At 68.3% G+C, this 26,860-nt stretch carries 22 protein-coding genes and 1 tRNA gene; 22 read left to right on the plus strand and 1 reads right to left on the minus strand.

The window, feature by feature from the left end; genetic code table 11:
* From glmS to ABD056_RS00830, 7 genes are all read left to right on the plus strand, one after another.
* On the plus strand, window positions 1-1,830 hold the full coding sequence (glmS, locus tag ABD056_RS00800) for a glutamine--fructose-6-phosphate transaminase (isomerizing) (protein WP_343863459.1): 1,830 nt from the start codon (window positions 1-3) through the stop codon (window positions 1,828-1,830).
* Between the two features lie 78 nt (window positions 1,831-1,908).
* Window positions 1,909-2,268, plus strand: coding sequence for a cupin domain-containing protein (locus ABD056_RS00805; RefSeq protein ID WP_343863460.1), 360 nt, complete (start codon window positions 1,909-1,911; stop codon window positions 2,266-2,268).
* A gap of 85 nt (window positions 2,269-2,353) precedes the next feature.
* On the plus strand, window positions 2,354-2,767 hold the full coding sequence (locus ABD056_RS00810; RefSeq protein WP_343863462.1) for a hypothetical protein: 414 nt from the start codon (window positions 2,354-2,356) through the stop codon (window positions 2,765-2,767).
* Window positions 2,768-2,875: 108 nt separating this feature from the next.
* Window positions 2,876-4,255 (plus strand): glutathione-disulfide reductase, encoded by a 1,380-nt coding sequence (gene gor / locus ABD056_RS00815; RefSeq protein ID WP_343863464.1) that lies wholly within the window; start codon window positions 2,876-2,878, stop codon window positions 4,253-4,255.
* Between the two features lie 128 nt (window positions 4,256-4,383).
* A complete protein-coding gene (locus tag ABD056_RS00820; protein WP_343863466.1) occupies window positions 4,384-5,766 on the plus strand; it encodes a class II 3-deoxy-7-phosphoheptulonate synthase in 1,383 nt (460 codons plus the stop codon).
* Between the two features lie 43 nt (window positions 5,767-5,809).
* Window positions 5,810-6,973, plus strand: coding sequence for a nicotinate phosphoribosyltransferase (locus ABD056_RS00825; RefSeq protein WP_343863468.1), 1,164 nt, complete (start codon window positions 5,810-5,812; stop codon window positions 6,971-6,973).
* Window positions 6,974-7,020: 47 nt separating this feature from the next.
* Complete coding sequence (locus ABD056_RS00830) at window positions 7,021-7,491, plus strand: methylated-DNA--[protein]-cysteine S-methyltransferase (protein ID WP_343863470.1); 471 nt, start codon at window positions 7,021-7,023, stop codon at window positions 7,489-7,491.
* A 695-nt stretch (window positions 7,492-8,186) separates the two neighbouring features.
* Here the strand turns inward: ABD056_RS00830 and uvrA are convergent.
* Complete coding sequence (uvrA, locus tag ABD056_RS00835) at window positions 8,187-11,042, minus strand: excinuclease ABC subunit UvrA (RefSeq protein WP_343863472.1); 2,856 nt, start codon at window positions 11,040-11,042, stop codon at window positions 8,187-8,189.
* Between the two features lie 349 nt (window positions 11,043-11,391).
* Between uvrA and ABD056_RS00840 the strand changes: the two genes are divergently transcribed.
* The 15 genes from ABD056_RS00840 to ABD056_RS00910 all read left to right on the plus strand — a co-directional run bounded on the left by ABD056_RS00840 (window position 11,392) and on the right by ABD056_RS00910 (window position 26,768).
* On the plus strand, window positions 11,392-12,309 hold the full coding sequence (locus ABD056_RS00840) for an ABC transporter permease subunit (protein ID WP_343863744.1): 918 nt from the start codon (window positions 11,392-11,394) through the stop codon (window positions 12,307-12,309).
* Window positions 12,310-12,312: 3 nt separating this feature from the next.
* Entirely contained in the window at window positions 12,313-13,725 is a 1,413-nt protein-coding gene (gene livM / locus ABD056_RS00845) for a high-affinity branched-chain amino acid ABC transporter permease LivM (protein ID WP_343863474.1), read from the plus strand.
* Between the two features lie 14 nt (window positions 13,726-13,739).
* The gene (locus tag ABD056_RS00850; RefSeq protein ID WP_343863476.1) at window positions 13,740-14,627 is read left to right on the plus strand and encodes an ABC transporter ATP-binding protein; all 888 of its coding nucleotides are present in this window, start codon (window positions 13,740-13,742) and stop codon (window positions 14,625-14,627) included.
* Window position 14,628: 1 nt separating this feature from the next.
* Window positions 14,629-15,339, plus strand: a complete 711-nt coding sequence (locus ABD056_RS00855; protein ID WP_343863478.1) for an ABC transporter ATP-binding protein — start codon at window positions 14,629-14,631, stop codon at window positions 15,337-15,339.
* Complete coding sequence (locus ABD056_RS00860; RefSeq protein ID WP_343863480.1) at window positions 15,339-15,677, plus strand: DUF6867 family protein; 339 nt, start codon at window positions 15,339-15,341, stop codon at window positions 15,675-15,677. The genes ABD056_RS00855 and ABD056_RS00860 overlap by 1 nt, the downstream gene beginning before the upstream one ends.
* Window positions 15,678-15,876: 199 nt before the next feature.
* Entirely contained in the window at window positions 15,877-16,989 is a 1,113-nt protein-coding gene (locus ABD056_RS00865) for a branched-chain amino acid ABC transporter substrate-binding protein (RefSeq protein ID WP_343863482.1), read from the plus strand.
* 136 nt (window positions 16,990-17,125) lie between these two features.
* On the plus strand, window positions 17,126-17,755 hold the full coding sequence (gene ssb / locus ABD056_RS00870; protein WP_343863484.1) for a single-stranded DNA-binding protein: 630 nt from the start codon (window positions 17,126-17,128) through the stop codon (window positions 17,753-17,755).
* Between the two features lie 120 nt (window positions 17,756-17,875).
* Window positions 17,876-18,910, plus strand: a complete 1,035-nt coding sequence (gene dctP, locus ABD056_RS00875; RefSeq protein WP_343863485.1) for a TRAP transporter substrate-binding protein DctP — start codon at window positions 17,876-17,878, stop codon at window positions 18,908-18,910.
* Between the two features lie 4 nt (window positions 18,911-18,914).
* Window positions 18,915-21,017 carry a sensor histidine kinase gene (locus tag ABD056_RS00880; protein WP_343863487.1) on the plus strand — a complete coding sequence of 701 codons (2,103 nt, stop codon included), beginning with the start codon at window positions 18,915-18,917 and terminating at the stop codon, window positions 21,015-21,017.
* A gap of 243 nt (window positions 21,018-21,260) precedes the next feature.
* On the plus strand, window positions 21,261-24,008 hold the full coding sequence (gene gyrA, locus ABD056_RS00885) for a DNA gyrase subunit A (RefSeq protein WP_425544994.1): 2,748 nt from the start codon (window positions 21,261-21,263) through the stop codon (window positions 24,006-24,008).
* The gene (coaD, locus tag ABD056_RS00890) at window positions 24,008-24,541 is read left to right on the plus strand and encodes a pantetheine-phosphate adenylyltransferase (protein ID WP_343863491.1); all 534 of its coding nucleotides are present in this window, start codon (window positions 24,008-24,010) and stop codon (window positions 24,539-24,541) included. Before gyrA ends, coaD begins: the two co-directional genes overlap by 1 nt.
* Before the next feature lie 78 nt (window positions 24,542-24,619).
* Window positions 24,620-25,168, plus strand: coding sequence for a peptidylprolyl isomerase (locus tag ABD056_RS00895; protein WP_343863493.1), 549 nt, complete (start codon window positions 24,620-24,622; stop codon window positions 25,166-25,168).
* A gap of 94 nt (window positions 25,169-25,262) precedes the next feature.
* Window positions 25,263-25,338, plus strand: a tRNA-Lys gene (locus ABD056_RS00900).
* A gap of 228 nt (window positions 25,339-25,566) precedes the next feature.
* Complete coding sequence (locus tag ABD056_RS00905; RefSeq protein ID WP_343863495.1) at window positions 25,567-26,352, plus strand: hypothetical protein; 786 nt, start codon at window positions 25,567-25,569, stop codon at window positions 26,350-26,352.
* A gap of 152 nt (window positions 26,353-26,504) precedes the next feature.
* The gene (locus ABD056_RS00910) at window positions 26,505-26,768 is read left to right on the plus strand and encodes a hypothetical protein (RefSeq protein ID WP_343863497.1); all 264 of its coding nucleotides are present in this window, start codon (window positions 26,505-26,507) and stop codon (window positions 26,766-26,768) included.
* Window positions 26,769-26,860 lie beyond the last annotated feature (92 nt).

A 26,860-nucleotide genomic window follows, 5' to 3' on the forward strand; every position in this document is an offset into this window, starting at 1 on the left:
ATGTGCGGCATCGTCGGCATCATCGGACGGCAGGAAGTGGCGCCGCTGCTCATCGACGGCCTGCGCCGGCTGGAGTATCGCGGCTATGATTCGGCCGGCATCGCGACGCTGGTCAACGGCTCCATCGACCGCCGCCGCGCCGAGGGCAAGATCGCCAACCTCGACGCCCGCGTGCGCGAAAAGCCCATCGACGGCACCGTCGGCATCGGCCACACCCGCTGGGCCACCCACGGCCGCCCGAACGAGGTGAACGCCCATCCGCACGCATCCTCCCGCGTGGCGGTGGTGCACAACGGCATCATCGAGAACTTCCAGGAACTGAAGGCGGAACTCCAGGCCGTCGGTCGCACCTTCGAAAGCGACACCGACACCGAGGTGGTGGTCCACCTGATCCACCACCACCTGGACCAGGGCCTGCAGCCGGTGGAGGCGGTGCAGCGCAGCCTGAAGCGCCTGCACGGCGCCTTCGCGCTCGGCATCCTCATCGCCGGCCGCCACGACCTGCTCATCGGCGCCCGCATGGGCAGCCCGCTGGCGGTGGGCTACGGCGACGGCGAGATGTTCCTCGGCTCCGACGCGCTGGCGCTGGCGCCGCTCACCCAGCGCATCGCCTATCTGGAAGAAGGCGACATGGTGGTGCTGACCCTGGAAGGCGCCACCTTCTACGACGCCGAAGACCAGCCGGCGGCGCGCGAGGTGCGGCAGACGGCACTGTCCGGCGCCCTCATCGGCAAGGGCGAGCATCGCCACTTCATGGCCAAGGAGATCTTCGAGCAGCCGCAGGTCATCGGCGACACGCTCAACGCCATGTACAACCCGGCGCAGGGCTCCATCACCCTGCCGGACCTGCCCTTCGATCTGGCCGCCGTGCCCAAGGTGACCATCGTCGCCTGCGGCACCAGCTATTACGCCGGTCTGGTCGCCAAGTACTGGATCGAGCGACTCGCCCGCGTGCCCGTGGAAATCGACGTGGCGAGCGAGTTCCGCTATCGCCGCCCGGTGCTGACCGACGGCGGCCTGGCGCTGTTCATCAGCCAGTCGGGCGAAACCGCCGACACGCTTGCCGCCCTGCGCCACTGCAAGGCGGAGGGGCAGAACACCATCGCCATCGTCAACTCGCCGGAAAGCTCCATGGCGCGCGAAAGCCACGCCGTGCTGCACACCCTGGCGGGGCCGGAGATCGGCGTCGCCTCCACCAAGGCGTTCACGACGCAGCTGACCGTGCTGGCCTGCTTCACCATTGCGCTCGCCCGCGCCAAGGGCGCCATCGACCGCAAGACGGAACAGGCGCTGTCGGGCGCGCTGGCCGAGGTGCCGGGCCGCGCCGCCGAGGTGCTGGCCCATGACGAGCGCATCCGCGACATCGCCCAGTTTGTCGCCGATGCCCGCGACGTGCTCTACCTCGGGCGCGGCACGTCCTACGCCATCGCCCTGGAAGGGGCGCTGAAGCTGAAGGAAATCAGCTACATCCACGCCGAAGGGTATGCGGCGGGCGAGATGAAGCACGGCCCCATCGCGCTGATCGACGAGACCGTGCCGGTCATCGTCATCGCCCCGGACGAGGACGACGACCTGTTCGAGAAGACCGCGTCGAACGTGCAGGAGACGGTGGCGCGCGGCGGCAAGGTGGTGTTCTTCTCCGACGCCCACGGCGTGCAGCGCATGAGCGAAACGGCGCTCTACGCCATTCCCATGCCGGCGGTGAACCCCTTTGTCGCGCCCATCCTCTACGCCATCCCGGTGCAGCTGCTGGCCTACCACACGGCGGTGCTGAAGGGCACCGACGTCGACCAGCCGCGCAACCTGGCGAAGAGTGTCACGGTGGAGTGACGCCATGCGGCCCTGGCCGGGGTGCCCCGTTCCACCGAGGCTGTAGCGAAGCAACGGCGATAACGGGAGGCTCCGGCCATGGGCGATGTGGTCAATCTGGCGGCACGGTTCGCCTCGTTCACCGATCAGTGGCAGCCGAAGCGGGCGGCGCGGCTGAACGATTACGACGTGCGGCTGGTGAAGGTGCAGGGCGAGTTCGTCTGGCACAAGCACGACGACACCGACGAGCTGTTCTTCGTCCACCGCGGCACCCTGCACATCGACTACCGCGACCGCCGCGTCACCCTCTCCGCCGGTGAGCTGCACGTGGTGCCGCGCGGGGTGGAGCACAAGCCGGTGGCCGAGGCGGAGTGCGAGGTCATGCTGCTGGAGCCCTCCACGGTGGTGAATACCGGCGACGCCGGCGGCGAGCGCACGGCGGTGGTGGAAGACATCTGAGCCTCCGGCGCCGGCACCCGTTGGTCTTGGTGTCGCCACCTTTTGCGACGACACTACAGGCCCGTCCACCGGCCAGGAGCCCATCGTGCCGCGCTCGCTTTCCGTCCTGCCTGCCGTTCTCGCGCTGGCGCTTGTCGTCGTCCAGGCCGCCTCCGCACAAGCCGCCGACGAGCAGGCGGCGGCGGCCTGCGGCCAGACCTTCGATGCCTGTGTCGCCCGCTGCGAACGCTCCTACGCCGATGATGCGGCGGCCTCGGCCGGCTGTCAGGCGTCGTGCGCCGCCGACCGGGCGGTGTGCGAGGCCAAGGCGGGCTACGACTCGGCCAAGCCGTGGGTGGCCGACCAGTTCCGCAAGATGCAGCGGTTCTTCGACGGCTTCACCGAACAGGGCGAGGGCGGGGCGCCCGCCACGCCGCCGCTGCCGCCCTCCGCCGAACCGCCGCCGCACGGGGCGGAACCGGGCGAGGTGGTGCCGCCGTCGGAGTACGAGGATACCTGACCGGCCGAACGGCCGGTTGCGCCCGGCCCTCCGCTTGCGGCATCGTGGGGCGCCCCCCATGTGGGGCGCTCCGTCCCCCGTCCGTCACCGCAGGAGGAACCCGACGCCATGGCGCAGTACGATTACGACCTCATCACCATCGGAGCCGGGTCCGGCGGCGTGCGGGCGACGCGGCTGGCCGGCGGCTGGGGCCACAAGGTCGCGATCGTGGAAAACTCGCGCGTCGGCGGCACCTGCGTCATGCGCGGCTGCGTGCCGAAGAAGCTGCTGGTCTACGGCGCCCACTTCGCCGAGGACTTCGAGGACGCCAAGGGCTACGGCTGGAGCGTCGGCGAAACCCGCTTCGACTGGCCGACCCTGATCGCCAACAAGGACCGCGAGCTGGAGCGCCTGGAAGGCGTCTATGAACGCATCCTGCGCGACAACAAGGTGGAGCTGCTGCGCGGCCGCGGCACCATCGTCGATGCCCACACGGTGGCCGTCGACGGCAAGACCTACACGGCCGACAAGATCCTGCTGGCGGTCGGCGGCTGGCCGACGCTGCCCGACATTCCCGGCATCGAGCACGCCATCACGTCGAACGAGGCGCTGGACCTGCCGACCCTGCCCAAGCGGGTGACCATCGTCGGCGGCGGCTACATCGCGGTGGAGTTCGCCGGCATCTTCCACGCCCTCGGCGCCCAGGTCACCCTGCTGATCCGCAAGGAAATGATCCTGCGCGGCTTCGACCACACCATCCGGGCGGCGCTGCAGGAGGAACTGCTGCGCAAGGGCATCGACCTGCGCTGCGAGACCACCGTCCGCTCAATCGAGAAATGCCCCGACGGCGCCTTCAACCTGCGCCTGGCCGGCGGCGAGGAGCACGAGACCGACCTGGTGATGTACGCCACCGGCCGCGCGCCCAACACCAGGGGCCTGGGGCTGGAGGAAGCGGGCGTGCGGCTGACCGACAGCGGCGCCGTCATCGTCGACGAACACAACCGCACCAGCGTCGACAGCATCTTCGCCGTTGGCGACGTCACCGACCGCATCAACCTGACGCCGGTGGCCATCAACGAGGGCCGTTGCTTCGCCGAGACCTTCTTCCACGACAACCCCATGGTCATGGATTACGACAACGTGGCCTCGGCCGTGTTCAGCCAGCCGCCGGTCGGCTCCGTCGGCATGAGCGAGGAGGAAGCGCGGCGCAAGGTGGGCAAGGTGAAGGTCTACCTCAGCCGCTTCCGGCCCATGAAGTACACCCTGTCGGGCCGCGAGGAACGGACGGTGATGAAGCTCATCGTCCACCCGGAGACGGACAAGGTGCTGGGTGCCCACATGCTGGGCGTCGATGCGCCGGAAATCATCCAGGGCATCGCCATCGCGCTGAAGTGCGGCGCCACCAAGAAGCAGTTCGACGCCACCGTCGGCATCCACCCGACGGCGGCGGAGGAGTTCGTCACCATGCGCGATCCGGTGCCGGACCCCGCCACCGACCACACCGAATAAGACGCCGGCCGATCACCCGGCTTCTGCCACGCCGGACGACCCGAATCGTTGCATTCGGGTCGTCCGCGTCGTATACCGTGATCCTTCCATGAACACGCGCGAGCGATCTGTGTAAGGGAATTGCCGATATGCCTGGGACCTGGACGCCGGACAGCTGGAGAAGCAAGCCGATTCAGCAGGTCCCGGTCTATCCCGACGCCGACAAGCTGGCGGCCACCGAAGCCACCCTGCGGGCCATGCCGCCGCTGGTCTTCGCCGGCGAGGCGCGCAACCTCAAGAAGGCCCTGGCCGAGGTGTGCGAGGGCAAGGCGTTCCTGCTGCAGGGCGGCGACTGCGCCGAAAGCTTCAGCGAATTCTCCGCCGACGGCATCCGCGACACCTTCCGCGTGCTGCTGCAGATGGCCGTTGTGCTCACCTTCGGCGCCTCCTGCCCGATCGTGAAGGTCGGCCGCATGGCCGGCCAGTTCGCCAAGCCGCGTTCTGCCCCCACCGAGGTGATCGACGGCCTGGAACTGCCGAGCTACCGCGGCGACATCGTCAACGGCCCGGAATTCACCGCCGAAGCCCGCGTGCCCGACCCCGAGCGCATGGTGCGCGGCTACAACCAGTCGGCCGCCACGCTCAACCTGCTGCGCGCCTTCGCCACCGGCGGCTATGCCGACCTGCACAAGGTCCACCAGTGGACGCTGGGCTTCCTGGACCACAGCCCGCAGGGCCACCGCTACGAGGAACTGGCCAACCGCATCGGCGAAAGCCTCGCCTTCATGGAGGCCTGCGGCCTGACGCCGGACCGCGTGCCGCAGCTGCGCGAGACCAGCTTCTACACCAGCCATGAAGCGCTGCTGCTGCCCTACGAGCAGGCGCTGACCCGCGTCGATTCCACCACCGGCAAGTGGTACGACTGCTCCGCCCACATGCTGTGGATCGGCGAGCGCACCCGCAACCCGGACGAGGCGCATGTGGAATTCCTGCGCGGCGTCGAGAACCCCATCGGCGTGAAGGCCGGCCCGACCACCTCGGGCGACGACCTGCTGCGCCTGTGCGACCAGCTCAACCCCAAGAACGAGCCGGGCCGCCTGACCGTCATCGTCCGCATGGGCGCCGAGAAGGTGCAGAAGAACCTGCCCGCCCTGGTGCGCCGCATCAAGAACGAGGGCCGCAAGGTGGTGTGGGCCTGCGATCCCATGCACGGCAACACCATCAAGGCCAGCAGCGGCTTCAAGACCCGCTCCTTCGACAGCGTGCTGGAAGAGGTGCGCGGCTTCTTCGCCGTCCACCGCATGGAAGGCACCCACGCCGGCGGCGTCCACTTCGAAATGACCGGCCGCGACGTCACCGAATGTATCGGTGGCGCCCAAGCCATCACCGAAGCGGGCCTTGCCGACCGCTACGATACGCTGTGTGATCCGCGTCTCAATGCCAGCCAGTCGCTGGAGCTTGCCTTCCTGATCTCTGAAGCGTTGAAGGAAGAGCGGTCCCAGCAGGTCAGCGCGGCAACCGCAGCGCAGTAACTCGATCCGGCCAGGCCACCGCCGCCGGTTTCCGGAGGAAGGAATGGACGGGAGCAAACCCGACCCGGTGATCCTGTGGCCCAGCCTGGACGAACTGCCCGACTGGACCGACAAGTATTTCCGCCGTACCCGCGACGTGGTGCTGAAGTTCGGCGATGCCCAGGTGGTCTACGCCGTCTTCATGCGCCGGCCGGTGCTCTATGCCGGCCGCCTGGCCTGCGAATGGCTCCGCCACATCTGCCGCGAACGCGGCCAGACGGTGGAGATCGAGGAACGCTACCGCGAGGGCGACTGGGTCGGCGCCGGCGAGCCGATGGCCTACATCCGCGGCTCCTTCGCGGCGCTGGTGGACCTGGAAACCCTGTTCCTGCAGAAGCTGGGGGCGGCCTGCGTCGCCGCCTACAACGCCCATGCCATGTGCGAGGAACTGCCGCACGTCGCCTTCCTCGCCATGGATGCCCGCCACTGCGCCGGCACCGAGATGGCCGAGCTGATGGCCTATGCCGCCTCGGTCGGCAGCGCGGCAGCCCGGCGGCGGGTGGGGGCGGTGGGCTTCGTCGGCAACGCCACCGATGCCACGGCGCACTTCTTCGGCGAGACCGAGGGCCGCGGCACCATGCCGCACGCCCTCATCGGCTATGCCGGCTCCACCGTGCGCGCCGCCGAGATGTTCCACGAGACCTTCCCCGACCAGATGCTCATCGTGCTGGTCGACTACTTCGGGCAGGAAATCACCGACAGCCTCGCCGTCTGCCGCCGCTTCCCCGAACTGGCGGAGCAGGGGCGCATCGGCGTGCGCCTGGATACCCACGGCGGCCGCTATGTCGAAGGGCTCGACACCCAGGCGAGCTATGAGGTGCTGGAGCGCAATGCGCCGAAGGCCATCCGCGGCTATCGCACCGAGACGGAACTGCGCCACCTGATCGGCACCGGCGTGTCCGCCGCCGCCATCTGGTACACGCGGGAACAGCTGAACGCCGCCGGCTTCCGGCAGGTGAAGATCGTCGCCTCGTCGGGGTTCTCGCCGGCCAAGTGCCAGGTGATGGCGCTCGCCAATGCGCCCATCGACGTCATCGGCACCGGCAGCTACCTGCCCGCCGAGTGGGGCGAGACCTACGCCACCGCCGACATCGTGGAATACGACGGCCAGCCACGGGTGAAGGTGGGACGCGAGTTCCTGCTGCGCAGCCGGAGCCACACGCCCTGACCGCCAGCGCCGCCGCCTGGGGCCAGCTGTCGACGCCGCTCGGCGCCATGACGGCCGGGTGGCGCGACGGGGCGCTGGTGGTGCTCGACTTCACCGACAGCGGCCCCCGCCTGGCCGCCCTGCTGCGGCGGGCCGGGTGCGATGGCCCGGAGACGCCAGTGCCCGCCTGGGTCGCCGCACCGCTCGCGGCCTACTTCGGCGATGATCCGGACGCGCTGGCGGCGGTGCCGAAGGCGGCCCGCGGCACGCCCTTTCAGACCCGCGTCTGGGACGCCCTGCGCACCCTCCGCCCCGGCGAGCGCCTGAGCTACGGCGCGATGGCGGCCCGGCTCGGCCTGCCGTCGTCGGCCGCGCGGGCGGTGGGCAGCGCCAACGGCGCCAACCCGATCAGCCTCGTCATCCCCTGCCACCGCCTGATCGGCGGCCGCGGCGCCCTCACCGGCTACGCCGGCGGCCTCCACCGCAAGGCCTGGCTGCTGGACCATGAGGCGGCGGGTCAGCGGGAGGCGGTTGTTTAGCCACCAAGGCACCAAGTACACCAAGAGGGCGGTGCAGGATGGTCGCCGTGGTGCATCATTTCGGCCGCGGGGTGGAACCACCAAGACACAAAGACACCAAGGAGGGCGGAGCAGGGCGAGTAGGCCGGTGCTTGATAATCCTGCGGCCTACGGCCGCTATACATCCTGAAGTCGGCCTTTTGAAGCAGATCGCCTCAGCCTGCACGCCGCCTTGGTGTCTTTGTGCCTTGGTGGCTAAACAATCGCCGCCGCCACGGCAGGCTACGCCGGCGGCCTCCGCCGCAAGGCCTGGTTTGCTGGGCCACGAGACGGTGGGGCTGGGCGTGCCTCATCCTCTGGCTTGCGAGGGGAACCACCAAGACACAAAGACACCAGGGAGAGCGGAGCAGGGCGAAGACGTCGGTGTTTGATAATCCTGCGGCCTGCGGCCGCTATACATCCTGAAGCCGGCCACTTGAGACAGATCGCCTCAGCCCGCACGCCGCCTTGGTGTCTTTGTGTCTTGGTGGTTAAACAATCGCTGCCGCCAAGGCAGACCACGCCGGCGGCCTCCGCCGCAAGTCCTGGTTGCTGGACCAGGAGGCGGCGGGGCCTGGGCGTGCCTCATCCTCTGGCTTGCGAGGGGAAACACACAGGCACAAAGACACCAAGCGGTTAGAGGAAGGCGGAGGCGGTTGTGCCCGGGGACTCCCCCGTCACGCCCGCAGCCGGGTGGCGGTGTTGGTCAGGTAGGGCTTGAGGTAGCGGCCGGTGTAGCTGTCGTCCGCCGTCACGATGTGCTCCGGCGTGCCGGCGGCCACCACGCGGCCGCCGCCCGATCCGCCTTCGGGGCCGATGTCGATGATCCAGTCGGCGGTCTTGATGACCTCCAGGTTGTGCTCGATCACCACCACCGTGTTGCCCGTCTCCACCAGCTGGTGCAGCACCTCCATCAGCTTGCGGACGTCCTCGAAGTGCAGGCCGGTGGTCGGCTCGTCGAGGATGTAGAGGGTGCGGCCGGTGGCGCGGCGGGACAGTTCCTTGGCCAGCTTCACGCGCTGCGCCTCGCCGCCCGAAAGGGTGGTGGCCTGCTGGCCGAGGTGGATGTAGCCGAGGCCCACCTGCTTCAGCAGCTCCATCTTGTCGCGGATGGCGGGCACCGCCTTGAAGAAGTCGGCGGCCTCTTCCACCGTCATATCAAGCACATCGGCGATGGACTTGCCCTTGAAGGTGACGTCCAGCGTCTCGCGGTTGTAGCGCTTGCCCTTGCAGACGTCGCAGGTGACGTAGACGTCGGGCAGGAAGTGCATCTCGATCTTGATGAGGCCGTCGCCCTGGCACGCCTCGCAGCGGCCGCCCTTGACGTTGAAGCTGAACCGACCCGGCTTGTAACCGCGGGCCTGCGCCTCCGGCAGGCCGGCGAACCAGTCGCGGATGGGCGTGAAGGCGCCGCAATAGGTGGCGGGGTTGGAGCGCGGCGTGCGGCCGATGGGGCTCTGGTCGATGTCGACGATCTTGTCGATATGCACCAGCCCGTCGATGCGGTCGTGCGGGGCCGGGTGCTCGCGGGCGCCGTGCAGGGTGCGGGCGAGCGCCTTGTACAGCGTCTCGATCACCAGCGACGACTTGCCGCCGCCCGACACGCCAGTGACGCAGGTGAAGGTGCCGAGCGGGAAGTCGACGGTGACGTTCTGCAGGTTGTTGGCCCGCGCCCCGACGACGCTCAGCACCTTGCCGTTGCCCTTGCGCCGTTCCGCCGGCACCGGCACGAACTTGCGGCCGGTGAGGTACTGGCCGGTCAGCGAGGCCTCGTTGGCCATCACCTCGTCGGGCGTGCCCTCGGCCACCACCGTGCCGCCGTGGCGGCCGGCGCCGGGGCCCATGTCGACCAGATAGTCGGCGCAGCGGATGGCGTCCTCGTCGTGCTCCACCACGATCACGGTGTTGCCGATGTCGCGCAGCCGCTTCAGCGTCGCCAGCAGGCGGTCGTTGTCGCGCTGGTGCAGGCCGATGGAGGGCTCGTCGAGCACATAGAGCACACCGGTGAGGCCCGAGCCGATCTGCGATGCCAGCCGGATGCGCTGGCTCTCGCCGCCCGACAGGGTGCCGGAGGTGCGCGACAGGGTCAGGTATTCCAGCCCGACGTTGTTGAGGAACATCAGCCGTTCGTTGATCTCGCGCAGGATGCGGCTGGCGATCTCGCGGTCCTTGAGCTTCAGCTGCGCTTCCAGGCCGCTGAACCACGCCCCGGCGTCGGAGATGGACAGGTCGGTGACTTCGGAGATGTCCTTGCCGGCGATCCTCACCGCCAGCGCCTCGGGCTTCAGGCGCTTGCCGTTGCAGGCCTCGCAGGGGGCGGAGGCGCGGTACTTGTCGAACTCGTCGCGCACATGTTGCGACTCGGTCTCGCGGTAGCGGCGGGTGACGTTGGGGATGACGCCCTCGAACGGCCGCTCGGTGGTGAAGGCGCGGTTGCCATCGCGGTAGCTCATGCGGATCGGCGTGCTGCCGGAGCCGTCGAGGATCACCCGCTGCAAGTCCGCCGGCAGATCCTTCCACGGCGTGTCCATGTCGCAGCCGAAGTGGGCGGCGACGCTTTCCAGCGCCTGCTGGTAGTAGGGCGACACCTGGCCGGTGCTGGCCCACGGCGCCACGGCGCCCTGGCGCAGGGTCCGGCGCTCGTCCGGCACCACCAGCATGGGGTCGAAGTACATCTTCACGCCCAGGCCATCGCAGGTGGGGCAGGCGCCGAAGGGGTTGTTGAAGGAGAACAGCCGCGGCTCGATCTCGTCGATGGTGAAGCCGGAGACCGGGCAGGCGAACTTGGCCGAGAAGGTGGTGCGCTCGCCGCTGCCGGCATCCTCGGCGAAGGCGAGGCCGTCGGTGAGGTCGAGGGCGGTTTCCAGGGATTCGGCCAGCCGGCTCTCGATCCCTTCCTTCACCACCACGCGGTCGACCACCACCTCGATGTCGTGCTTCACCTTCTTGTTGAGGGCGGGCACCTCGTCGATCTCGTACAGCTCGCCGTCGACCTTGACGCGCTGGAAGCCCTTGGCCTGCAGCTCGCGCAGTTCCTTGCGGTACTCGCCCTTGCGGCCGCGCACGATGGGGGCCAGCAGGTAGAGGCGGGTGCCGTCGCCCATTTCCATGATGCGGTCTACCATCTGGCTGACCGTCTGGCTCTCGATAGGCAGGCCGGTGGCCGGGCTGTGCGGCACGCCCACGCGCGCCCACAGAAGGCGCATGTAGTCGTAGATCTCCGTCACCGTCCCGACCGTGGAGCGCGGGTTGCGCGAGGTGGTCTTCTGCTCGATGGAGATGGCGGGCGACAGACCTTCGATGGATTCGACGTCCGGCTTCTGCATCAGTTCGAGGAACTGGCGGGCATAGGCCGACAGGCTCTCCACATAGCGGCGCTGTCCCTCGGCGTAGATGGTGTCGAAGGCGAGCGACGACTTGCCGGAGCCCGACAGGCCCGTGATCACCACCAGTTTGTCGCGGGGCAGGGCGACGTCGATGTTTTTCAGGTTGTGCTCGCGGGCGCCGCTGACGCGGATGAACTGCTGCGACATGGAGACTCCGGGAAAAGCGAGAGCGCAGGCGGGTCGGTCCGGTTGCAGGTTCGGAACCAACCCGGAACAGATAGATCAACTCGCGCCCGCTGACCAGATGCCATTACGCGCAGACGAGCAGGCCGGATCGCTGCTTCGCCGGTGCAACAAATGGTCCGCGCAATGCCGTTTCGCCGAAACGTCTGTTCCGCGAAACACCCTTTCAAAGGTCATGATCCAAGAAGGAAATTTCATGACGGGCGTTGGTGCAGCTTCTTGACAGGCCGTTTGGGTCCATTACGCTTCCGACCTTGCTAGTCCCACCGTGCAACTGGGACTTGAAAAAAATTTAAACATGGGGAACAGCAGGGTGGCCTACTTCCTCCAACAGCTCATCAACGGCGTTACGCTGGGGTCGATCTATGGCCTGATCGCCATTGGCTACACCATGGTCTATGGCATCATCGGCATGATCAACTTCGCGCACGGCGAGATCTACATGATCGGCGCGTTCCTGTCGGTCATCACCTTCCTGGTGCTCGGCACCGTCGGCATCGACAGCGTGCCCTTCGCGCTTCTTGTCATGCTGGTGGTCGGCATGGTGTTCACGGCGGCCTACGGCTGGACCGTGGAGCGCATCGCCTATCGGCCGCTGCGCGGATCGTTCCGCCTGGCGCCGCTGATTTCCGCGATCGGCATGTCGATCGCGCTGCAGAACTACATCCAGATCACCCAGGGCGCGCGCGTCAAGCCGCTGCAGCCCATCATCTCGGGCGGTTTCACCCTCTACACGGGGCCGGACGGCTTCACGGTGCAGCTGTCGTTCCTGCAGATGTTCATCTGGGTGCTGACCATCGGCCTGATGGTCGCCTTCACCTACGTCATTACGCAGACCTCCATGGGTCGGCAGCAGCGCGCCTGCGAGCAGGACCGCAAGATGGCGGGCCTGATCGGCGTCAACGTCGACCGGACCATCTCGCTCACCTTCGTCATGGGTGCCGTGCTGGCCGCGGTGGCCGGCCTGATGGTGACCCTGCAGTACGGCGTGATCGACTTCTACATCGGCTTCCTGGCCGGCATGAAGGCGTTCACGGCGGCGGTGCTGGGCGGCATCGGCTCCCTGCCGGGCGCCATGCTGGGCGGCCTTCTGATCGGTCTCATCGAGGCCTTCTGGTCGGCCTACTTCACCATCGAGTACAAGGACGTGGCGACCTTCGGCATCCTGGTTCTGGTGCTGATATTCCGTCCCACGGGCCTGCTCGGCAAACCCGAGATCGAGAAGGTCTGATCCATGGCGAGCGACATTGCCTCCCCCTCGGCGGCGGCCGCCGCCAAGTCCGTAGGCCCGTATGACGTGGTCGCGGCACTGAAGGAATCGGCCATAACCGCCGGCGTCGCCGCCATTCTGGCGCTGCCTTTCCTCGGCCTGCAGGCCAACAACGACGGGCCGAACCTGGTCCTGCTGACCCGCTGGGAACTGTTCTTCTGGGCCGTCGGCCTGGTGTTCCTCGGCCGCATGGTGCTGACCGTGCTACGCTGGCGCGGCCAGATCCGCACCAAGAGCGGCGCCGCCGCCCGCACCTCCTCGCGCCTGAAGGCAGCCGGCGAGAAGTTCCACCGCCTTAACGTGTGGATCGGCCTTGCCGGCGTCATCTTCGCCTTCGCGTTGCCGTTCCTGCCCTTTGCCGACCGTTACGTGATCGACATCGCCACGACGCTGCTGATCTACGTGATGCTCGGCTGGGGCCTCAACATCGTGGTCGGTCTGGCCGGCCTGCTCGACCTCGGCTATGTGGCGTTCTATGCGGTGGGGGCCTATTCCTACGCCCTGCTGTCGACCCACTTCGGCCTGTCGTTCTGGGTCTGCCTGCCGCTGGCCGGCATCTTCGCCGCCAGCTTCGGCGTCATCCTCGGCTTCCCGGTGCTGCGCCTGCGCGGCGACTACCTGGCCATCGTGACGCTCGGCTTCGGCGAGATCATCCGCGTCATCCTCATCAACTGGTACCCGGTGACGCGCGGTCCTGACGGCATCGGCAGCATCGAACGGCCGAGCTTCTTCGGCTTCCCGTTCGAGCGCTCGCCGGCGGAGGACGTCACGTCCTTCCACCAGCTGTTCGGGCTCGATTTTTCGAGCATGCACCGCATCGTCTTCCTGTATTTCCTCATCCTCATCCTGGCGCTGATCACCAACGCCTTTACCCAGCGGGTGCGCAAGCTGCCCGTCGGCCGCGGCTGGGAAGCCCTGCGCGAGGATGAAATCGCCTGCCGCTCGCTCGGCATGAACCCGACCAACACCAAGCTGTCGGCCTTCGCCATCGGCGCCATGTTCGGCGGTTTCGCGGGCGCCTTCTTCGCCACCCGCCAGGGCTTCATCAGCCCGGAAAGCTTCACCTTCATCGAGTCCGCCATCATCCTCGCCATCGTGGTGCTGGGCGGCATGGGCAGCCAGATGGGCGTCGTCATCGCCGCCTTCGTCCTGGTGATCGTGCCGGAATGGCTGCGCGGGTTCGCGGAATACCGCATGCTGCTGTTCGGCCTTGCCATGGTGCTGATCATGGTGTGGCGTCCGCGCGGCCTGCTGTCGCATCGCGACCCCACCGTCCGCCTCCACCCGCCCGGCTACGTGCCGCGGACGGGCATCGAGGCCCAGGCGGTGAAGGCGCAGGAGGCGGAGCTTGCCGCCGCCTCGGTCCAGGCGAAGTGAGGGGCGCGCCAATCATGAGCGACAAGACCATTCTGCTCGACGTCGAGCATCTCACCATGCGGTTCGGCGGTCTGGTGGCCATCGACGACCTGTCGTTCCAGGCCTACCAGCGGGAGATCACGGCCCTCATCGGCCCCAACGGCGCCGGCAAGACCACGGTGTTCAACTGCCTGACCGGGTTCTACAAGCCGACCGTCGGCCGGCTGAAGCTGAACCACCCCGAGAAGGGCGACTTCCTGCTGGAGCGCATGGACGGGTTCCGCATCACGCAGAAGGCGGATGTGGCCCGTACCTTCCAGAACATCCGTCTGTTCCCGCAGATGTCGGTGCTGGAAAACCTGATGGTGGCCCAGCACAACCGCCTGATGAAGGCGTCCATGTGGACCATCGGCGGCCTTCTCAACCTGCCGTCCTACCGGCAGGCGGAGAAGGAGGCCCTGGAGCTTGCCAAGTACTGGCTGAACAAGGTCAGCCTGTACGAGCGCGCCGACTGGGAAGCCGGCAGCCTGCCCTACGGCGACCAGCGCCGTCTGGAAATCTGCCGCGCCATGTGCACCCGCCCCGTCCTGCTGTGCCTGGACGAGCCGGCCGCCGGCCTCAACCCCAAGGAATCGCTGGAGCTGAACGACCTTCTGCTCGGCATCCGGGATTCCGAGGGCATCGGCATCCTGCTCATCGAGCACGACATGAGCGTGGTCATGCAGATCTCCGACCACGTCGTGGTGCTCGACCACGGCCGCAAGATCGCCGACGGCTCGCCGGTGGAGGTCAGGAATGACCCGGCGGTGATCCGCGCCTATCTCGGCGAGGACGAAGAGGACGACCTGCCCAAGGAGGTCGCCGCCGACCTCCAGATGCCGGCACACGGCACGGGTCATGACGAGCGGGGAGGGCAGGGCTGAGATGCTCAGCGTATCAGGCGTACACACCTACTACGGCCAGATCCATGCCCTGAAGGGCGTGGATGTGGAGGTCAACGAGGGCGAGATCGTCACCCTCATCGGCTCCAACGGCGCCGGCAAGACCACCCTGCTGATGACCGTCTGCGGCAGCCCGCAGGCGAGCAAGGGGCAGGTGATCTTCCAGGGGCAGGACATCACCCGCATCCCCACCCACAAGCTGGTGGAACTGGGCATCGCCCAGTCGCCGGAAGGGCGGCGGATCTTCCCGCGCATGACCGTCTACGAAAACCTCCAGATGGGCGCCCTGCGCGCCGATCCGGCCCATTTCGAGAAGGATCTGCGCCGGGTCTACGACCTGTTCCCCCGCCTGGAGGAACGCAAGGGCCAGCGCGGCGGCACCCTGTCGGGCGGCGAGCAGCAGATGCTCGCCATCGGCCGGGCGCTGATGAGCCGGCCGAAGCTGCTGCTGCTGGATGAGCCGTCGCTCGGCATCGCGCCGCTGGTGGTGAAGCAGATCTTCGAGGCCATCAAGGAGATCAACCAGACCCAGGGCATGACGGTGTTCCTGGTGGAGCAGAACGCGTTCCACGCGCTCAAGCTGGCCCACCGCGCCTATGTCATGGTCAACGGCCGCATCACCATGTCGGGCTCCGGGCGCGAGCTGCTCGCCAACCCGGAAATCCGCGCCGCCTATCTGGAAGGGGGGCACTGATGGAAAGCATCCTCGGATCGGACCCGCTGGCCTTCCTGCTGTTCACCTGCGTGGTCGGCGGCTGGCTGGCCTACATGACCGGCAACGCCATCGCCGCCACCTGGCGGCCGCAGTGGCAGGTGGTGCCCTACACCATCCTGCTCGGCGTGGCGGAACGGTTCTTCCAGTATGCCCTGTTCGGCGGCGACCTGCTGTCGGTCACGGGCTTCATCATCGACACCGCCATCCTGATCGCCATCGGCCTGCTGGCCTACCGGGCCACCCAGGCGCGCAAGATGGTGGCGCAGTACCCGTGGCTCTACGACCGCGCCGGCCTGCTCGGCTGGCGCACCAAGTAGGGCGCGTCGACACGGGAGGATGCGTACCGGCCGCCCCTGCCGGACCGGCTTTTGCCGATTGACAGGGGCGGCCAAATACCCGCCATAATGTCTCGATAAAACAAGCGGGTAATACGCCATAAGGGTACCCCGCCGGCCGGCGGGATCAATGCCGGCGGGTCACAACAGGGATCCCACTTGCGAACCAGGGAGAGCAAGCATGTCGAAGTTCAAGATCACTCTCGCCGCCGCCGCCAGCGCCGTCGCGCTCCTGGCCGCGACCGGCGCCCACGCCGAGATCGTGATCGCCACCGCCGGCCCGATGACCGGCCCCTACGCCACCTTCGGCGAGCAGATGAAGATGGGCGCCGAAATGGCGGTCAAGGACATCAATGCCAAGGGCGGCGTCCTGGGTGAGAAGCTTGTGCTGGAAATCGGCGACGACGCCTGCGATCCGAAGCAGGCCGTGGCCGTCGCCAACCAGTTCGTCAACAAGGGCGTGAAGCTGGTCGCCGGCCACTTCTGCTCGGGCTCGTCGATCCCCGCCTCGGCGGTCTACAACGAGGAAGGCATCGTCCAGATCTCCCCGGCCTCGACCAACCCGCAGCTGACCGAGCAGGGCTTCAAGGGTGTGTTCCGCACCTGCGGCCGCGACGACCAGCAGGGCCTGGTGGCCGGCGAGTTCATCGCCAACAACTTCAAGGACAAGAAGATCGCCATCGTCCACGACAAGCAGTCGTACTCCAAGGGCCTGGCGGACGAGACCCAGAAGGCGCTGGCGGCGCTGGGCATCACCCCGACCGTGACGGAAACCGTCACCCCGGGTGAAAAGGACTACTCGGCCCTGGTGACCAAGCTGAAGCAGGCCGGCGTCGAAGTTCTGTACTACGGCGGCTATCACACCGAAGCCGGCCTGATCGTGCGCCAGATGCGCGAGCAGGGCATGAACACCCAGCTGATCTCCGGCGACGCCCTGGTGTCCGACGAGTTCTGGTCGATCACCGGTGAAGCCGGTGCCGGCACCCTCATGACCTTCTCGCCCGACCCGGCCAAGAACCCGACCGCCAAGCCGGTGGTCGAGGCCTTCGAAGCCATCGGCTACAAGCCCGAGGGTTACACCCTCTACACCTACGGCGCCATCCAGGCGTGGGCGATTGCTGCCGAGAAGGCCGGTTCCGCCGACTTCGAAAAGGTCACCGCCGCCCTCAACGACGGCGAGTTCGACACCGTGCTCGGCACCTTCGGCTTCGACGACAAGGGCGACGTGACCTCGCCGGGTTACGTGTTCTACAAGTGGGAGAACGGCACCTACAAGGAGCTGGCCTCCAACTGATCCGCTGCTGACAGCGATCGGACGAGAGGAGGGCCCGGCGGCAACACCGCCGGGCCCTTTTCCATTCATCTTTCACCGGCGGCGGGAAGGCGTTAAAGTCCCCGGCCAAGACGGACACACACAGAGAGTTTTCCCCATGGCAGGCAGCGTCAACAAGGTCATCCTGGTCGGCAACCTGGGCCGCGACCCCGAAGTGCGGACCATGCAGAACGGCAACAAGATCGTGAACCTCAACATCGCGACCTCGGAGACCTGGAAGGACCGCCAGTCGGGCGAGAAGCGCGAGCGCACCGAGTGGCACCGGGTGGTGATCTTCTCGCCGCCGCTGGCCGACATCGCCGAGCGCTACCTGCGCAAGGGGTCGTCGGTCTACATCGAAGGCCAGCTGCAGACCCGCAAGTGGCAGGACCAGAACGGCCAGGACCGCTATTCGACCGAAGTGGTGCTGCAGCCCTTCAAGGGCGAGCTGACCCTGCTCGGCGGCAGCGGCCAGGGCGGCGGTGGCGGTGGCCGCGGCGGCGCCGCTGGCGGTTACGACCAGGGCGGCGGCTACGACCAGGGCGGCTATGACCAGGGCGGCTACGGCGGTGGCGGCGGCGGCGGTGGCGACGGCGGCGGGTCCGGCGGCGGCTATGGCGGCGGCAGCGGCGGCGGCCAGGGTGGTGGCGGCCGGGGCGGCGGCGGTGGTGGCCGCTCCGGCGGCGGCCAGGGCTCCGGCTGGGATGCGCCGTCGCCCTCCGACCTTGATGACGAAATTCCGTTCTGATCCGTCGAGGACAGGCGGCCCCCGCCGGTGGGGCCGCCTGTTTCCTTTCGGCGCCCGGTTGCCGGCCTCATCCAAAAGGCGTACCCTGGCCGGCAGTGTGGTCCGGGTGGGGAGAGGGTGATGCGGCATCTGCGGCGGCTGGCCGGCGTGGCAACCATGGTGCTGGCGCTGGCGGCGGGCGGCGCTCCTGCTCCCGCGGCGGCGGCCGGGCCGGCGGTACCGGCTCCCACCCTGATCCTCAGCACCGAAAACACCCCGGAACACGTCCAGACCCGTGTGCTGCGGCTGTTCGCCGAGCGCCTGACGGCTCGCCTGGACGGCCGGCTGCGGGTGGAAGTGCACGACCGGGCGGAGCTGTTCAACGACCGCGACGTCACCGAAGCGGTGGCCGCCGGGCGGGTCGACATGGCGGCGCCGGGCCTGTGGCACCTGGACCGCTACGAGCCCAACTTCGCCATCTTCCTGCTGCCCATGTTCTACGGCCGCGACGATGCCGCCAACCACGCCCTGCGCGACGGGCCGGTGGGGCAGGCCATCGCCCGCCGGCTGGAGGCGGCCATGGACGTCCATGTGCTCGGCCGCTGGATCGACCTCGGCCCGGCCCATGTGTTCACCCGCAACAGGCAGATCGCCTCGGCGGCGGATTTCGACGGCCTGCGCATCCGCGTCGCGGGCGGCGAGGGCAATGCGCTGCGCATCCGGGCGCTGGGCGCGGAAAGCCGCATCATCCCGTGGCCGGACCTGCCGCGGGCACTGGCCGACGGGGCGGTGGACGGCGCCCTGACCACGGCGGCGACGGTGGTCAGCGCCAGCCTGTGGAGCGTCGGCATCGACGGCGCCTACCTCGACCGTCAGTATTTCCCGCAGTACGTTCCCATCGTCTCGCGCCGGCTGTGGACGCGCCTGCCGTCCGACGTGCGCGGGGCCATGACGGCGGAGTGGGAGGCGCTGGTGCTGGAGGCGCGCACCATGGCGGCGGCCGACCAGGCGGCGGCGCTGAAGATCCTGGCGGCCAACCGGGTGACGGTCGTCGAACCGCCGGCGGAAGCGCTGGCCGCCACCCGCGAGGCGCTGCTGGCCGGTCAGGACGCCATGGTCGGCGCCCTCGGCCTTGATCCCGACCTGGTGGCGGCGGTGGCCGCGGCCCTGGAGTAGCCCGGTGTCGCCGGGCCCCATCACCTACTCGCGGCGGGCGTCGCGCCGCCTTGTCCGGGTGGCGGTGGGGCTTGCGCTGGTGCTGGTGGTGGCGCTGATGGCGGCCGGGGCCATGGTGCTGGATCGCGAGCGCCAGACCGCCCTTGCCCTGGCCACGGCGGCGGCCGACCACCTGGCGCGGCAGATCGCCAGCGAGGCGGCCGGGCTGGCGCTGCTGGGCGACAAGGCAGCGGTGGATGCTAACCGGGTCCTGTTCCTGCACGAAGGCCGCCCGCAGGCGGTGACCGCCGAACTGGACCTGACGGCGACACTGATGCCGGGGCTGCGGGCGGTGAGCGTGTTCGACCACCTGGGCGAGCCGGTGGCCGCCAGCCGGCGCATGCCGCTGCTGCCGGCCTCGCTGCGGGAGGAGTTGCTGGCCCTGCACCGGGATGCCTGGCGCGACCTGGTGGTGACGCCGGGGGAGGCGGTCGGGCTGGGGGACACGCTGCTGCTCAGCCGCGCCCGCTGGGACGACGGGCGGGCGTTCCAGGGCTATGGCATGGCGGTGGTGGATGTCAGCCGCATCCGCGACTGGCTGGCGGAACAGCCGCTCGGCCGTGATGCCTCGGTGGCCCTGCTGCTGCCCGACGGGCGGCTGGTGTCGCTGCTGGCCGGGCGGGCGCCCGACCCGCTGGCGGCTCACCTGCGGCCGCTGCTCGACGCCCGCTGGACCGGCGGCGATGCCATGCCGGTGGATGGCGACGTCATCGTCGGCGGCAGCGTGTCGCGCGACTTTCCGCTGGTCGGCGTGGTGGAACGGCCGCTGGCGGTGGTGCTGGCCGACTGGACCCTGCGCAGCCACTTCGCCGCCGGGGCCGCCGTCATGCTGCTGGCCGTGGTGGCGCTGTTCCTGGTCGCCTTCGTCCGCATGGAACGGCTGCGGCGGGCGTCGGAGGCCGACCTGCGGCTCAGCCGCCACCGCCTGACGGCGGCGCTGGAGAACGGCAACCTCAGCCTGTGGGACTGGACGGTGGAGCAGGAGGAGGCGGTCTTCGGCGACGGTCTGGCCGCCATGCTGGGCGCCGGCCCCGGCGACAGCGAGGACGCTGGAACCGGCCCTCCGCTGTCCACCATGGCCGAGTTCCGCGCCCGCATCCACCCGGACGACGTGGCGGCGGTGACGGCGGCGCTGGAGGATCACGTCGCCGGCCGCAGCGACGCCTACGCCGCCGAGTACCGCCTATGCCGGGCGGACGGCAGCATCACCTGGATCGCCGACCGCGGCCGGGCGGTGGATCGCGACGACGATGGCCGCGCCCGCCGCATCATCGGCGTCCATGCGGACATCACCGCCCGCAAGCAGGCGGAAACGGCGCTGCGCCAGAAGACGCGGGCGCTGGCCGATTCCAACCGCGACCTGGAGCAGTTCGCCTACATCGCCAGCCACGACCTGCAGGAACCGCTGCGCATGGTGTCGTCGTACCTGACCCTGCTGCTGCGGCGCGAGGGCGACCGGCTGACGCCGCAGGGGCTCGCCTATGCCCATACGGCGGTGAACGGCGCGGCGCGCATGTCGCGGCTGATCCGCGACCTGCTGGAATACTCCCGCGTCGGCACCCGTGGCGGTGCCTTCACCGCCTTCCCGCTGACCGAGGCGGCGGCGGAGGCGCTCGACAACCTGCGCATCACCGCCAGCGAGGCCGGCGCCGACATCGTCATCGCCGACAGCCTGCCGGCGGTCACCGGCGACCGTGGCCAGATCGTGCGGCTGCTGCAGAACCTGCTGGGCAACGCGCTGAAGTACCGCCACCCGGAACGGCCGCCGCAGGTGCGGGTGGAAGGCCAGCGGCTGCCCGACGGCCGGGTCTGCCTCAGCGTGTCCGACAACGGCATCGGCATCGACCCGCAGCACTTCGAGCAGGTGTTCCAGATCTTCCGCCGCCTGCACGCCGCCGCCGAGTACGAGGGCACCGGCATCGGCCTGGCGGTCTGCCGCCGCATCGTCGACCGCCACGGCGGCCGCATCTGGATCGACTCCGCCGCCGGGGCGGGGGCGACCTTCCATGTGGAGCTGCCGCCGCCGCTGCCCGATGCCGCCACAGCCGTCGCCACCCTGGCGGAATAAGCCGCCCCGGCGGGCGAGTGGCGCCGCCAGGGCACGGAAGCGTTGCCGCATCCTGCTTGATTTGCTAGGTTTCCGGGCTCCCGATGGTGTTGTAAAGCTGCCGTCGCGCCTGCTCCCCGTCCGGTGCCGTTCCGGTCCTTCGACGGGGCCTCATCGAAACCGACCCAGGCCATTGCATTGACCACTTCTCCCCCGTCCACTCCGAAAGAGTTCGACGTCACGCCGGTCGCCATCGAGGACGAGATGAAGCGCTCGTACCTCGATTACGCCATGAGCGTGATCGTGTCCCGCGCCCTTCCCGATGTGCGTGACGGGCTCAAGCCCGTGCACCGGCGCATCCTCTACGCCATGAAGGAAAGCGGGTACGAGTACAACAAGCCCTACAAGAAGTCGGCGCGCATCGTCGGTGACGTGATGGGTAAGTATCACCCGCACGGCGACAGCGCGATCTACGACGCCATGGTTCGCATGGCGCAGCCGTGGTCCATGCGGCTGCCGCTGATCGACGGGCAGGGCAACTTCGGATCGATGGACGGCGACGCTCCGGCGGCCATGCGCTACACCGAAGCGCGTCTGGCCAAGTCGGCCCATTCGCTGCTGGACGACATCGACAAGGAAACCGTCGACTTTCAGGCCAACTACGACGAAAGCTCGTGGGAGCCGATGGTGCTGCCGGCGCGCTTTCCGAACCTGCTGGTCAACGGTGCCGGCGGCATCGCCGTCGGCATGGCGACGAACATCCCGCCCCATAACCTGGGCGAGGTGATCGACGCGCTGTGCGCCATGATCGACAACCCGGACGTCACCGAGGACGAAATCCTGGAGATGGTGCCGGGCCCCGACTTCCCCACCGGCGGCACCATCCTCGGCCGGTCCGGCATCCGCAGCGCCTACACCACCGGCCGCGGCTCGGTGGTCATGCGGGCGCGCTGCCACATCGAGGAAATGGCCAAGGGCCGCGAGGCCATCGTCGTCACCGAGATCCCCTATCAGGTGAACAAGGCGACGATGCAGGAGAAGATCGCCGAACTGGTGCGCGACAAGCGCATCGAAGGCATCTCCGACATCCGCGACGAGTCCGACCGCTCCGGCGTGCGGGTGGTGATCGAGGTGCGGCGCGACCATCAGGCCGACGTCGTGCTCAACCAGCTGTACAAGTTCTCCCAGCTGCAGACCAGCTTCGGCGTCAACATGCTGGCCATCAACGGCGGCAAGCCGGAGATGATGCGCATCGTCGACATCCTGCGGGCGTTCATCGCCTTCCGCGAGGAGGTCATCCGCCGCCGCACCGTCTATCTGCTGCGCAAGGCGCGCGAGCGGGCGCATACGCTGGTCGGCCTCGCCATCGCCGTCGAGAACATCGACCCGGTGATCGAGCTGATCCGCGCCGCCCCCGACGCCAACGTGGCGCGCGAGCAGCTGATGGCCCGCGACTGGCCGGCCGGCGACGTGGCGCCGTTGGTGGAACTGATCGCCGATCCCTCGCATCAGGTCATCGACGGCAAGTACCGCCTGTCGGAGGCCCAGGCCCGCGCCATCCTGGAACTGCGCCTGCAGCGCCTGACCGGCCTGGAGCGCGAGAAGATCCACGGCGAACTGCGCGACATCGGCAAGGAGATCGAGGAATACCTGTCGATCCTGCGCTCGCGCGAGAAGCTGTACGAGATCATGCGCACCGAGCTGGTCGAGATGCGCACCGAGTACGCGACGCCGCGCCGGACCACCATCGAGGTCAGCGAGTTCGAAGCCGACATCGAGGACCTGATCCAGCGCGAGGACATGGTCGTCACCGTCACCCAGTCCGGCTACATCAAGCGCGTGCCGCTGACCACCTACCGCTCGCAGCGGCGCGGCGGCAAGGGCCGGGCCGGCATGGCGACGCGCGAGGAGGACGTGGTCACTCGCGTCTTCATCGCCAATACCCACCAGCCGGTGCTGTTCTTCAGCTCCACCGGCATGGTCTACCAGATGAAGGTGTGGCGCCTGCCGCTCGGCAACCCGCAGAGCCGCGGCAAGGCCATGGTGAACCTGCTGCCGCTGTCGGAGGGGGAGGCCATCTCCACCGTCATGCCGCTGCCGGAGGACGAGGCCACCTGGGGCGACCTGAACGTCATGTTCGCCACCAGCTCGGGCACGGTGCGCCGCAACAGCCTGTCGGACTTCACCAACATCAAGTCCAACGGCAAGATCGCCATGAAGCTGGAGGAGGGCGAGTGCCTGGTCGGCGTCGCCACCTGCACCAACGATCATGACGTGCTGCTGGCCGCCCACGGCGGCAAGTGCATCCGCTTCCCGGTCAGCGAGGTGCGCGTCTTTGCCGGCCGCACCTCCATGGGCGTGCGCGGCATCCGGCTGGCCGAGGGCGACCGGGTGGTGTCCTTGTCCATCCTGCGCCACGTGGACTTCGCCATCGAGCAGCGCGACGCCTACCTGCGGGTGGCCGGCGCCCTGCGCCGCTCCGCCCAGGCTCCCGGCGAGACGGTGGAGGCGGCGGCGGCGCCCGAGGTGTCGCTCGACCAGCTGCTGGCCGATGCCGGCCTGTCGCGTGACGATTACGACACCTTCGCGGCGGCGGAAGAGTTCATCCTCTCCATCACCGAGAACGGCTACGGCAAGCGCACCTCGGCCTTCGAGTACCGCATCACCGGGCGCGGCGGCCAGGGCATCACCAACATCGACACCGGCGAGCGCAACGGCATGGTCGTCGCCTCCTTCCCGGTGGCGGGCACCGACCAGGTGATGATGATTTCCAACGCCGGCCAGATCATCCGCATGGGCGTCCACGACATCCGCATCGCCGGCCGTTCGACCCAGGGCGTGACCCTGTTCCGCACGGCGGCGGACGAGACGGTGGTGTCGGTGGCCCACCTGCCGCTGGACGGCAGCGAGGAAGACGAGGCCGCCGCCCTGGATGCCGAGGCGGATGCCGTCGACCCGGTGATCGAGACGCCGCCGGCGGGCGATGCCGGCGAGCAGGGGGAGCAGGGCTGATGGCGGACAACGCGCAGCGGGTGGGTGTCTACCCCGGCACCTTCGACCCCATCACCAACGGCCACCTCGACATCATCACCCGCGCCACCCGGCTGGTCGACCGCCTGATCATCGGCGTCGCCGTCAATGCCGGCAAGGGGCCGCTGTTCTCGCTGGAGGAACGGGTGGCCCTGACCGAGCGGGCGGTGGCCGCCCTGGGCGGGCCCAACGGCTGCGTCATCGAGGTGCGGCCGTTTTCCCACCTGCTCATGCACTTCGCGGCGGAATGCGGTGCGTCCACCATCATCCGTGGCCTGCGGGCCGTCTCGGACTTCGAGTACGAGTTCCAGATGGCCGGCATGAACGCCCGCGTGAACCCGCGCATCGACACCGTGTTCCTGATGGCGTCGGAACGCTGCCAGTTCATCTCCTCCCGCTTCGTGAAGGAGATCGGCCGGCTGGGGGGTGACATCACCACCTTCGTGCCCGAACTGGTGCGCGAGGCGCTGCACACGCGCTTTGCCGAGGAACGGGCGCAGGGCTCCACCCCCTGACGGCCGGACCGCAACACCCCATATGACCCCGTGCGCCCGGCGGCCGCGCGCCGGCCGGCCGGGCGGAGGAAACGCACCATGCTGAACCGCATTCTGACCGCACTGATCGGAGTCTTTCTCGTCATGACCGCGTCGCAGGCCGCCCAGGCCCAGGATCCCGAAAACACCCTTTACATGGACCTTCAGTCGGGTCGCGTGGTCATTGAACTGCGCCCGGACCTGGCGCCCAACCATGTCGCCCGCATCAAGGAACTGGTGCGCGAAGGCTTCTACGACGGCACGCCGTTCCACCGCGTCATCCCCGGCTTCATGGCCCAGGGCGGCGACCCGACCGGCACCGGCACCGGCGGCTCCGGCAAGAAGCTGGACGCCGAGTTCTCCAAGGAGAAGCACGTCCGCGGCACCGTCTCCATGGCCCGCGCCGCGAGCCCGAACAGCGCCGACAGCCAGTTCTTCATCGTGTTCGAGCCGGCCTCGCACCTGGACGGCCAGTACACCATCTGGGGTCGCGTGGTCGAAGGCATGGAACACGTGGACGCCATCAAGAAGGGCTCGGGCCCGAACGGCATGGTCAGCTACCCCGACCGCATCCTGACCATGAAGGTCGCCGCCGACGCCAAGGAATGAGCGTCGTAAGCGTCTGACGGAAAAAGGGGTGGCGGCGGTTCTTCAGGCTTGACCGCCCCGCCCCCTTTCCCTAGTCTGCCGCCTCCCCAACCGGGGGCCCGTAGCTCAGTTGGTAGAGCAGCTGACTTTTAATCAGCGGGTCACAGGTTCGAATCCTGTCGGGCTCACCAAAGAAAAGCCCCGGAAGCATCGCCGCTTCCGGGGCTTTCTTGTGTCTTCGCCGCAGAGCGCGAGCCAGCACCTTCTCCTATGGTCGTATGGCCTAAGGGCGGGGATTTTTCGGCTGCCTGGTACCGCTTCCGGTGCAATACTCCGGCCGTTGCAAGGAGGTAGCGGGGGTTCCTCCAGCATGACAGGCCGGCCCGTGGGGGCCGCAGCATGGGGGAGAGTGTTCGTCGATGAGTGTGCCAGATATCCTGCTGTCCTATCCCGCCATCCTGACCAACAAGGACTGGCAGAAGAAGAAGGGCCCGTTCGCCAAGCTGGCCGGCAAGACCGGCGTCGGCGAATCCCTCAACGCCTGCGAGAAGGCGTGGCAGGCGGTGAAGTGGGGCGTGTTCGACACCAGCAAGCTGAAGAACAAGGCGCGCTCCGACATCGAGGGCGCCTGGAAGGTCGCCCAGGGCGAGTACAAGCGCAGCATCGAGCCGCTGCGCAAGGCCCTGCAGGGCGTCATGGCGACCACCGACAAGACCGCCGCCGCCTTCAAGAAGAACAAGCTGATCCCGAGCAGCGCCACCAAGGCGGCGCAGGACATCAGCAAGGCGGCGGAGCGCCTGCTGGTCGCCACCCGCTCCATCGACACCCGCTTCTTCGAGGAGAAGATGGAGCGGTACAAGAAGTTCGACAAGCTGAACAGCTACCGCGACGCCCTGAAGGACCGGGAGCTGGCGCGCGAGTTCCAGGCCTTCTGCGAGAAGGAATTCTCGACGGAGAACCTGGAGTTCCTGGTGCGCAGCAAGGGCGTGAAGGTGACGGAAAAGAACGCCACGGCGGTCTACGACACCTACATCGCCGTCGGCAGCAAGTCGGAACTGAACCTCAGCAGCGCGCTCCGGAACGCCTACAAGAAGTGCATGGAGGAGGGCGACTGGGATGGAATGGCGCGGGTCATGGAGAGCATCCGCGATCAGGTGGAACTGGACATCAAGGACACCTTCGACCGGTTCGTGGAGACCGCGTGACGGTCGCGCCGGACAGGCGGCAGATCCTACCTCGCATGGAGGCGGCACCCTGGTGCCGCCTCTTGCGTTTGGCGGCATCCGACGGCACCTTCAGTTCGTATACGGCAGGAGCGCCGAACCGCGGCGCGCGGGATGCAAGGGGCCGCCCCGTCATGAAAGCCACCCACGACACCACCCTGGTGCGCTTCCTGCTGCAGCATTGCGCCGCCGGCGTGATCGCCGGCCTGGTGTTCTGCGCCGCCATCATCTACCTGGACATCGCCAACATGCGCACCCTGCTGATGGGGTCCGACCACATGGGGAAGGGGCTCTACCTGCTGGTGGGCTCCATCTGCGGCACCTTCGGGGCGCTGGCCATGGCGGTCGGGGTGATGCGCCTGGGCGACCATTCCGACCGGCCTGACCGCGAGTACTGACCGGCATCCGCCATCACCCTCGCCAGGGCGACCAGCCTTTGACCCCGGCGGACCGCCTGTGGCACCATGCCGCCACGGAGTCTCGGGGGATT

This window comes from Caenispirillum bisanense, assembly GCF_039523075.1.
GTDB classification, from domain to species: Bacteria; Pseudomonadota; Alphaproteobacteria; order Rhodospirillales; family Rhodospirillaceae; genus Caenispirillum; species Caenispirillum bisanense.

What these genes read in the sequence shown, in the direction of transcription:
- glmS (WP_343863459.1), top strand. Translation starts at nt 1, where the DNA reads ATGTGCGGCATCGTCGGCATCATCGGACGGCAGGAAGTGGCGCCGCTG.
- ABD056_RS00805 (WP_343863460.1), top strand. Translation starts at nt 1,909, where the DNA reads ATGGGCGATGTGGTCAATCTGGCGGCACGGTTCGCCTCGTTCACCGAT.
- gor (WP_343863464.1), top strand. Translation starts at nt 2,876, where the DNA reads ATGGCGCAGTACGATTACGACCTCATCACCATCGGAGCCGGGTCCGGC.
- ABD056_RS00820 (WP_343863466.1), top strand. Translation starts at nt 4,384, where the DNA reads ATGCCTGGGACCTGGACGCCGGACAGCTGGAGAAGCAAGCCGATTCAG.
- ABD056_RS00825 (WP_343863468.1), top strand. Translation starts at nt 5,810, where the DNA reads ATGGACGGGAGCAAACCCGACCCGGTGATCCTGTGGCCCAGCCTGGAC.
- ABD056_RS00830 (WP_343863470.1), top strand. Translation starts at nt 7,021, where the DNA reads ATGACGGCCGGGTGGCGCGACGGGGCGCTGGTGGTGCTCGACTTCACC.
- uvrA (WP_343863472.1), bottom strand. Translation starts at nt 11,042, where the DNA reads ATGTCGCAGCAGTTCATCCGCGTCAGCGGCGCCCGCGAGCACAACCTG.
- livM (WP_343863474.1), top strand. Translation starts at nt 12,313, where the DNA reads ATGGCGAGCGACATTGCCTCCCCCTCGGCGGCGGCCGCCGCCAAGTCC.
- ABD056_RS00850 (WP_343863476.1), top strand. Translation starts at nt 13,740, where the DNA reads ATGAGCGACAAGACCATTCTGCTCGACGTCGAGCATCTCACCATGCGG.
- ABD056_RS00855 (WP_343863478.1), top strand. Translation starts at nt 14,629, where the DNA reads ATGCTCAGCGTATCAGGCGTACACACCTACTACGGCCAGATCCATGCC.
- ABD056_RS00860 (WP_343863480.1), top strand. Translation starts at nt 15,339, where the DNA reads ATGGAAAGCATCCTCGGATCGGACCCGCTGGCCTTCCTGCTGTTCACC.
- ABD056_RS00865 (WP_343863482.1), top strand. Translation starts at nt 15,877, where the DNA reads ATGTCGAAGTTCAAGATCACTCTCGCCGCCGCCGCCAGCGCCGTCGCG.
- ssb (WP_343863484.1), top strand. Translation starts at nt 17,126, where the DNA reads ATGGCAGGCAGCGTCAACAAGGTCATCCTGGTCGGCAACCTGGGCCGC.
- dctP (WP_343863485.1), top strand. Translation starts at nt 17,876, where the DNA reads ATGCGGCATCTGCGGCGGCTGGCCGGCGTGGCAACCATGGTGCTGGCG.
- gyrA (WP_425544994.1), top strand. Translation starts at nt 21,261, where the DNA reads ATGAAGCGCTCGTACCTCGATTACGCCATGAGCGTGATCGTGTCCCGC.
- coaD (WP_343863491.1), top strand. Translation starts at nt 24,008, where the DNA reads ATGGCGGACAACGCGCAGCGGGTGGGTGTCTACCCCGGCACCTTCGAC.
- ABD056_RS00895 (WP_343863493.1), top strand. Translation starts at nt 24,620, where the DNA reads ATGCTGAACCGCATTCTGACCGCACTGATCGGAGTCTTTCTCGTCATG.
- ABD056_RS00905 (WP_343863495.1), top strand. Translation starts at nt 25,567, where the DNA reads ATGAGTGTGCCAGATATCCTGCTGTCCTATCCCGCCATCCTGACCAAC.
- ABD056_RS00910 (WP_343863497.1), top strand. Translation starts at nt 26,505, where the DNA reads ATGAAAGCCACCCACGACACCACCCTGGTGCGCTTCCTGCTGCAGCAT.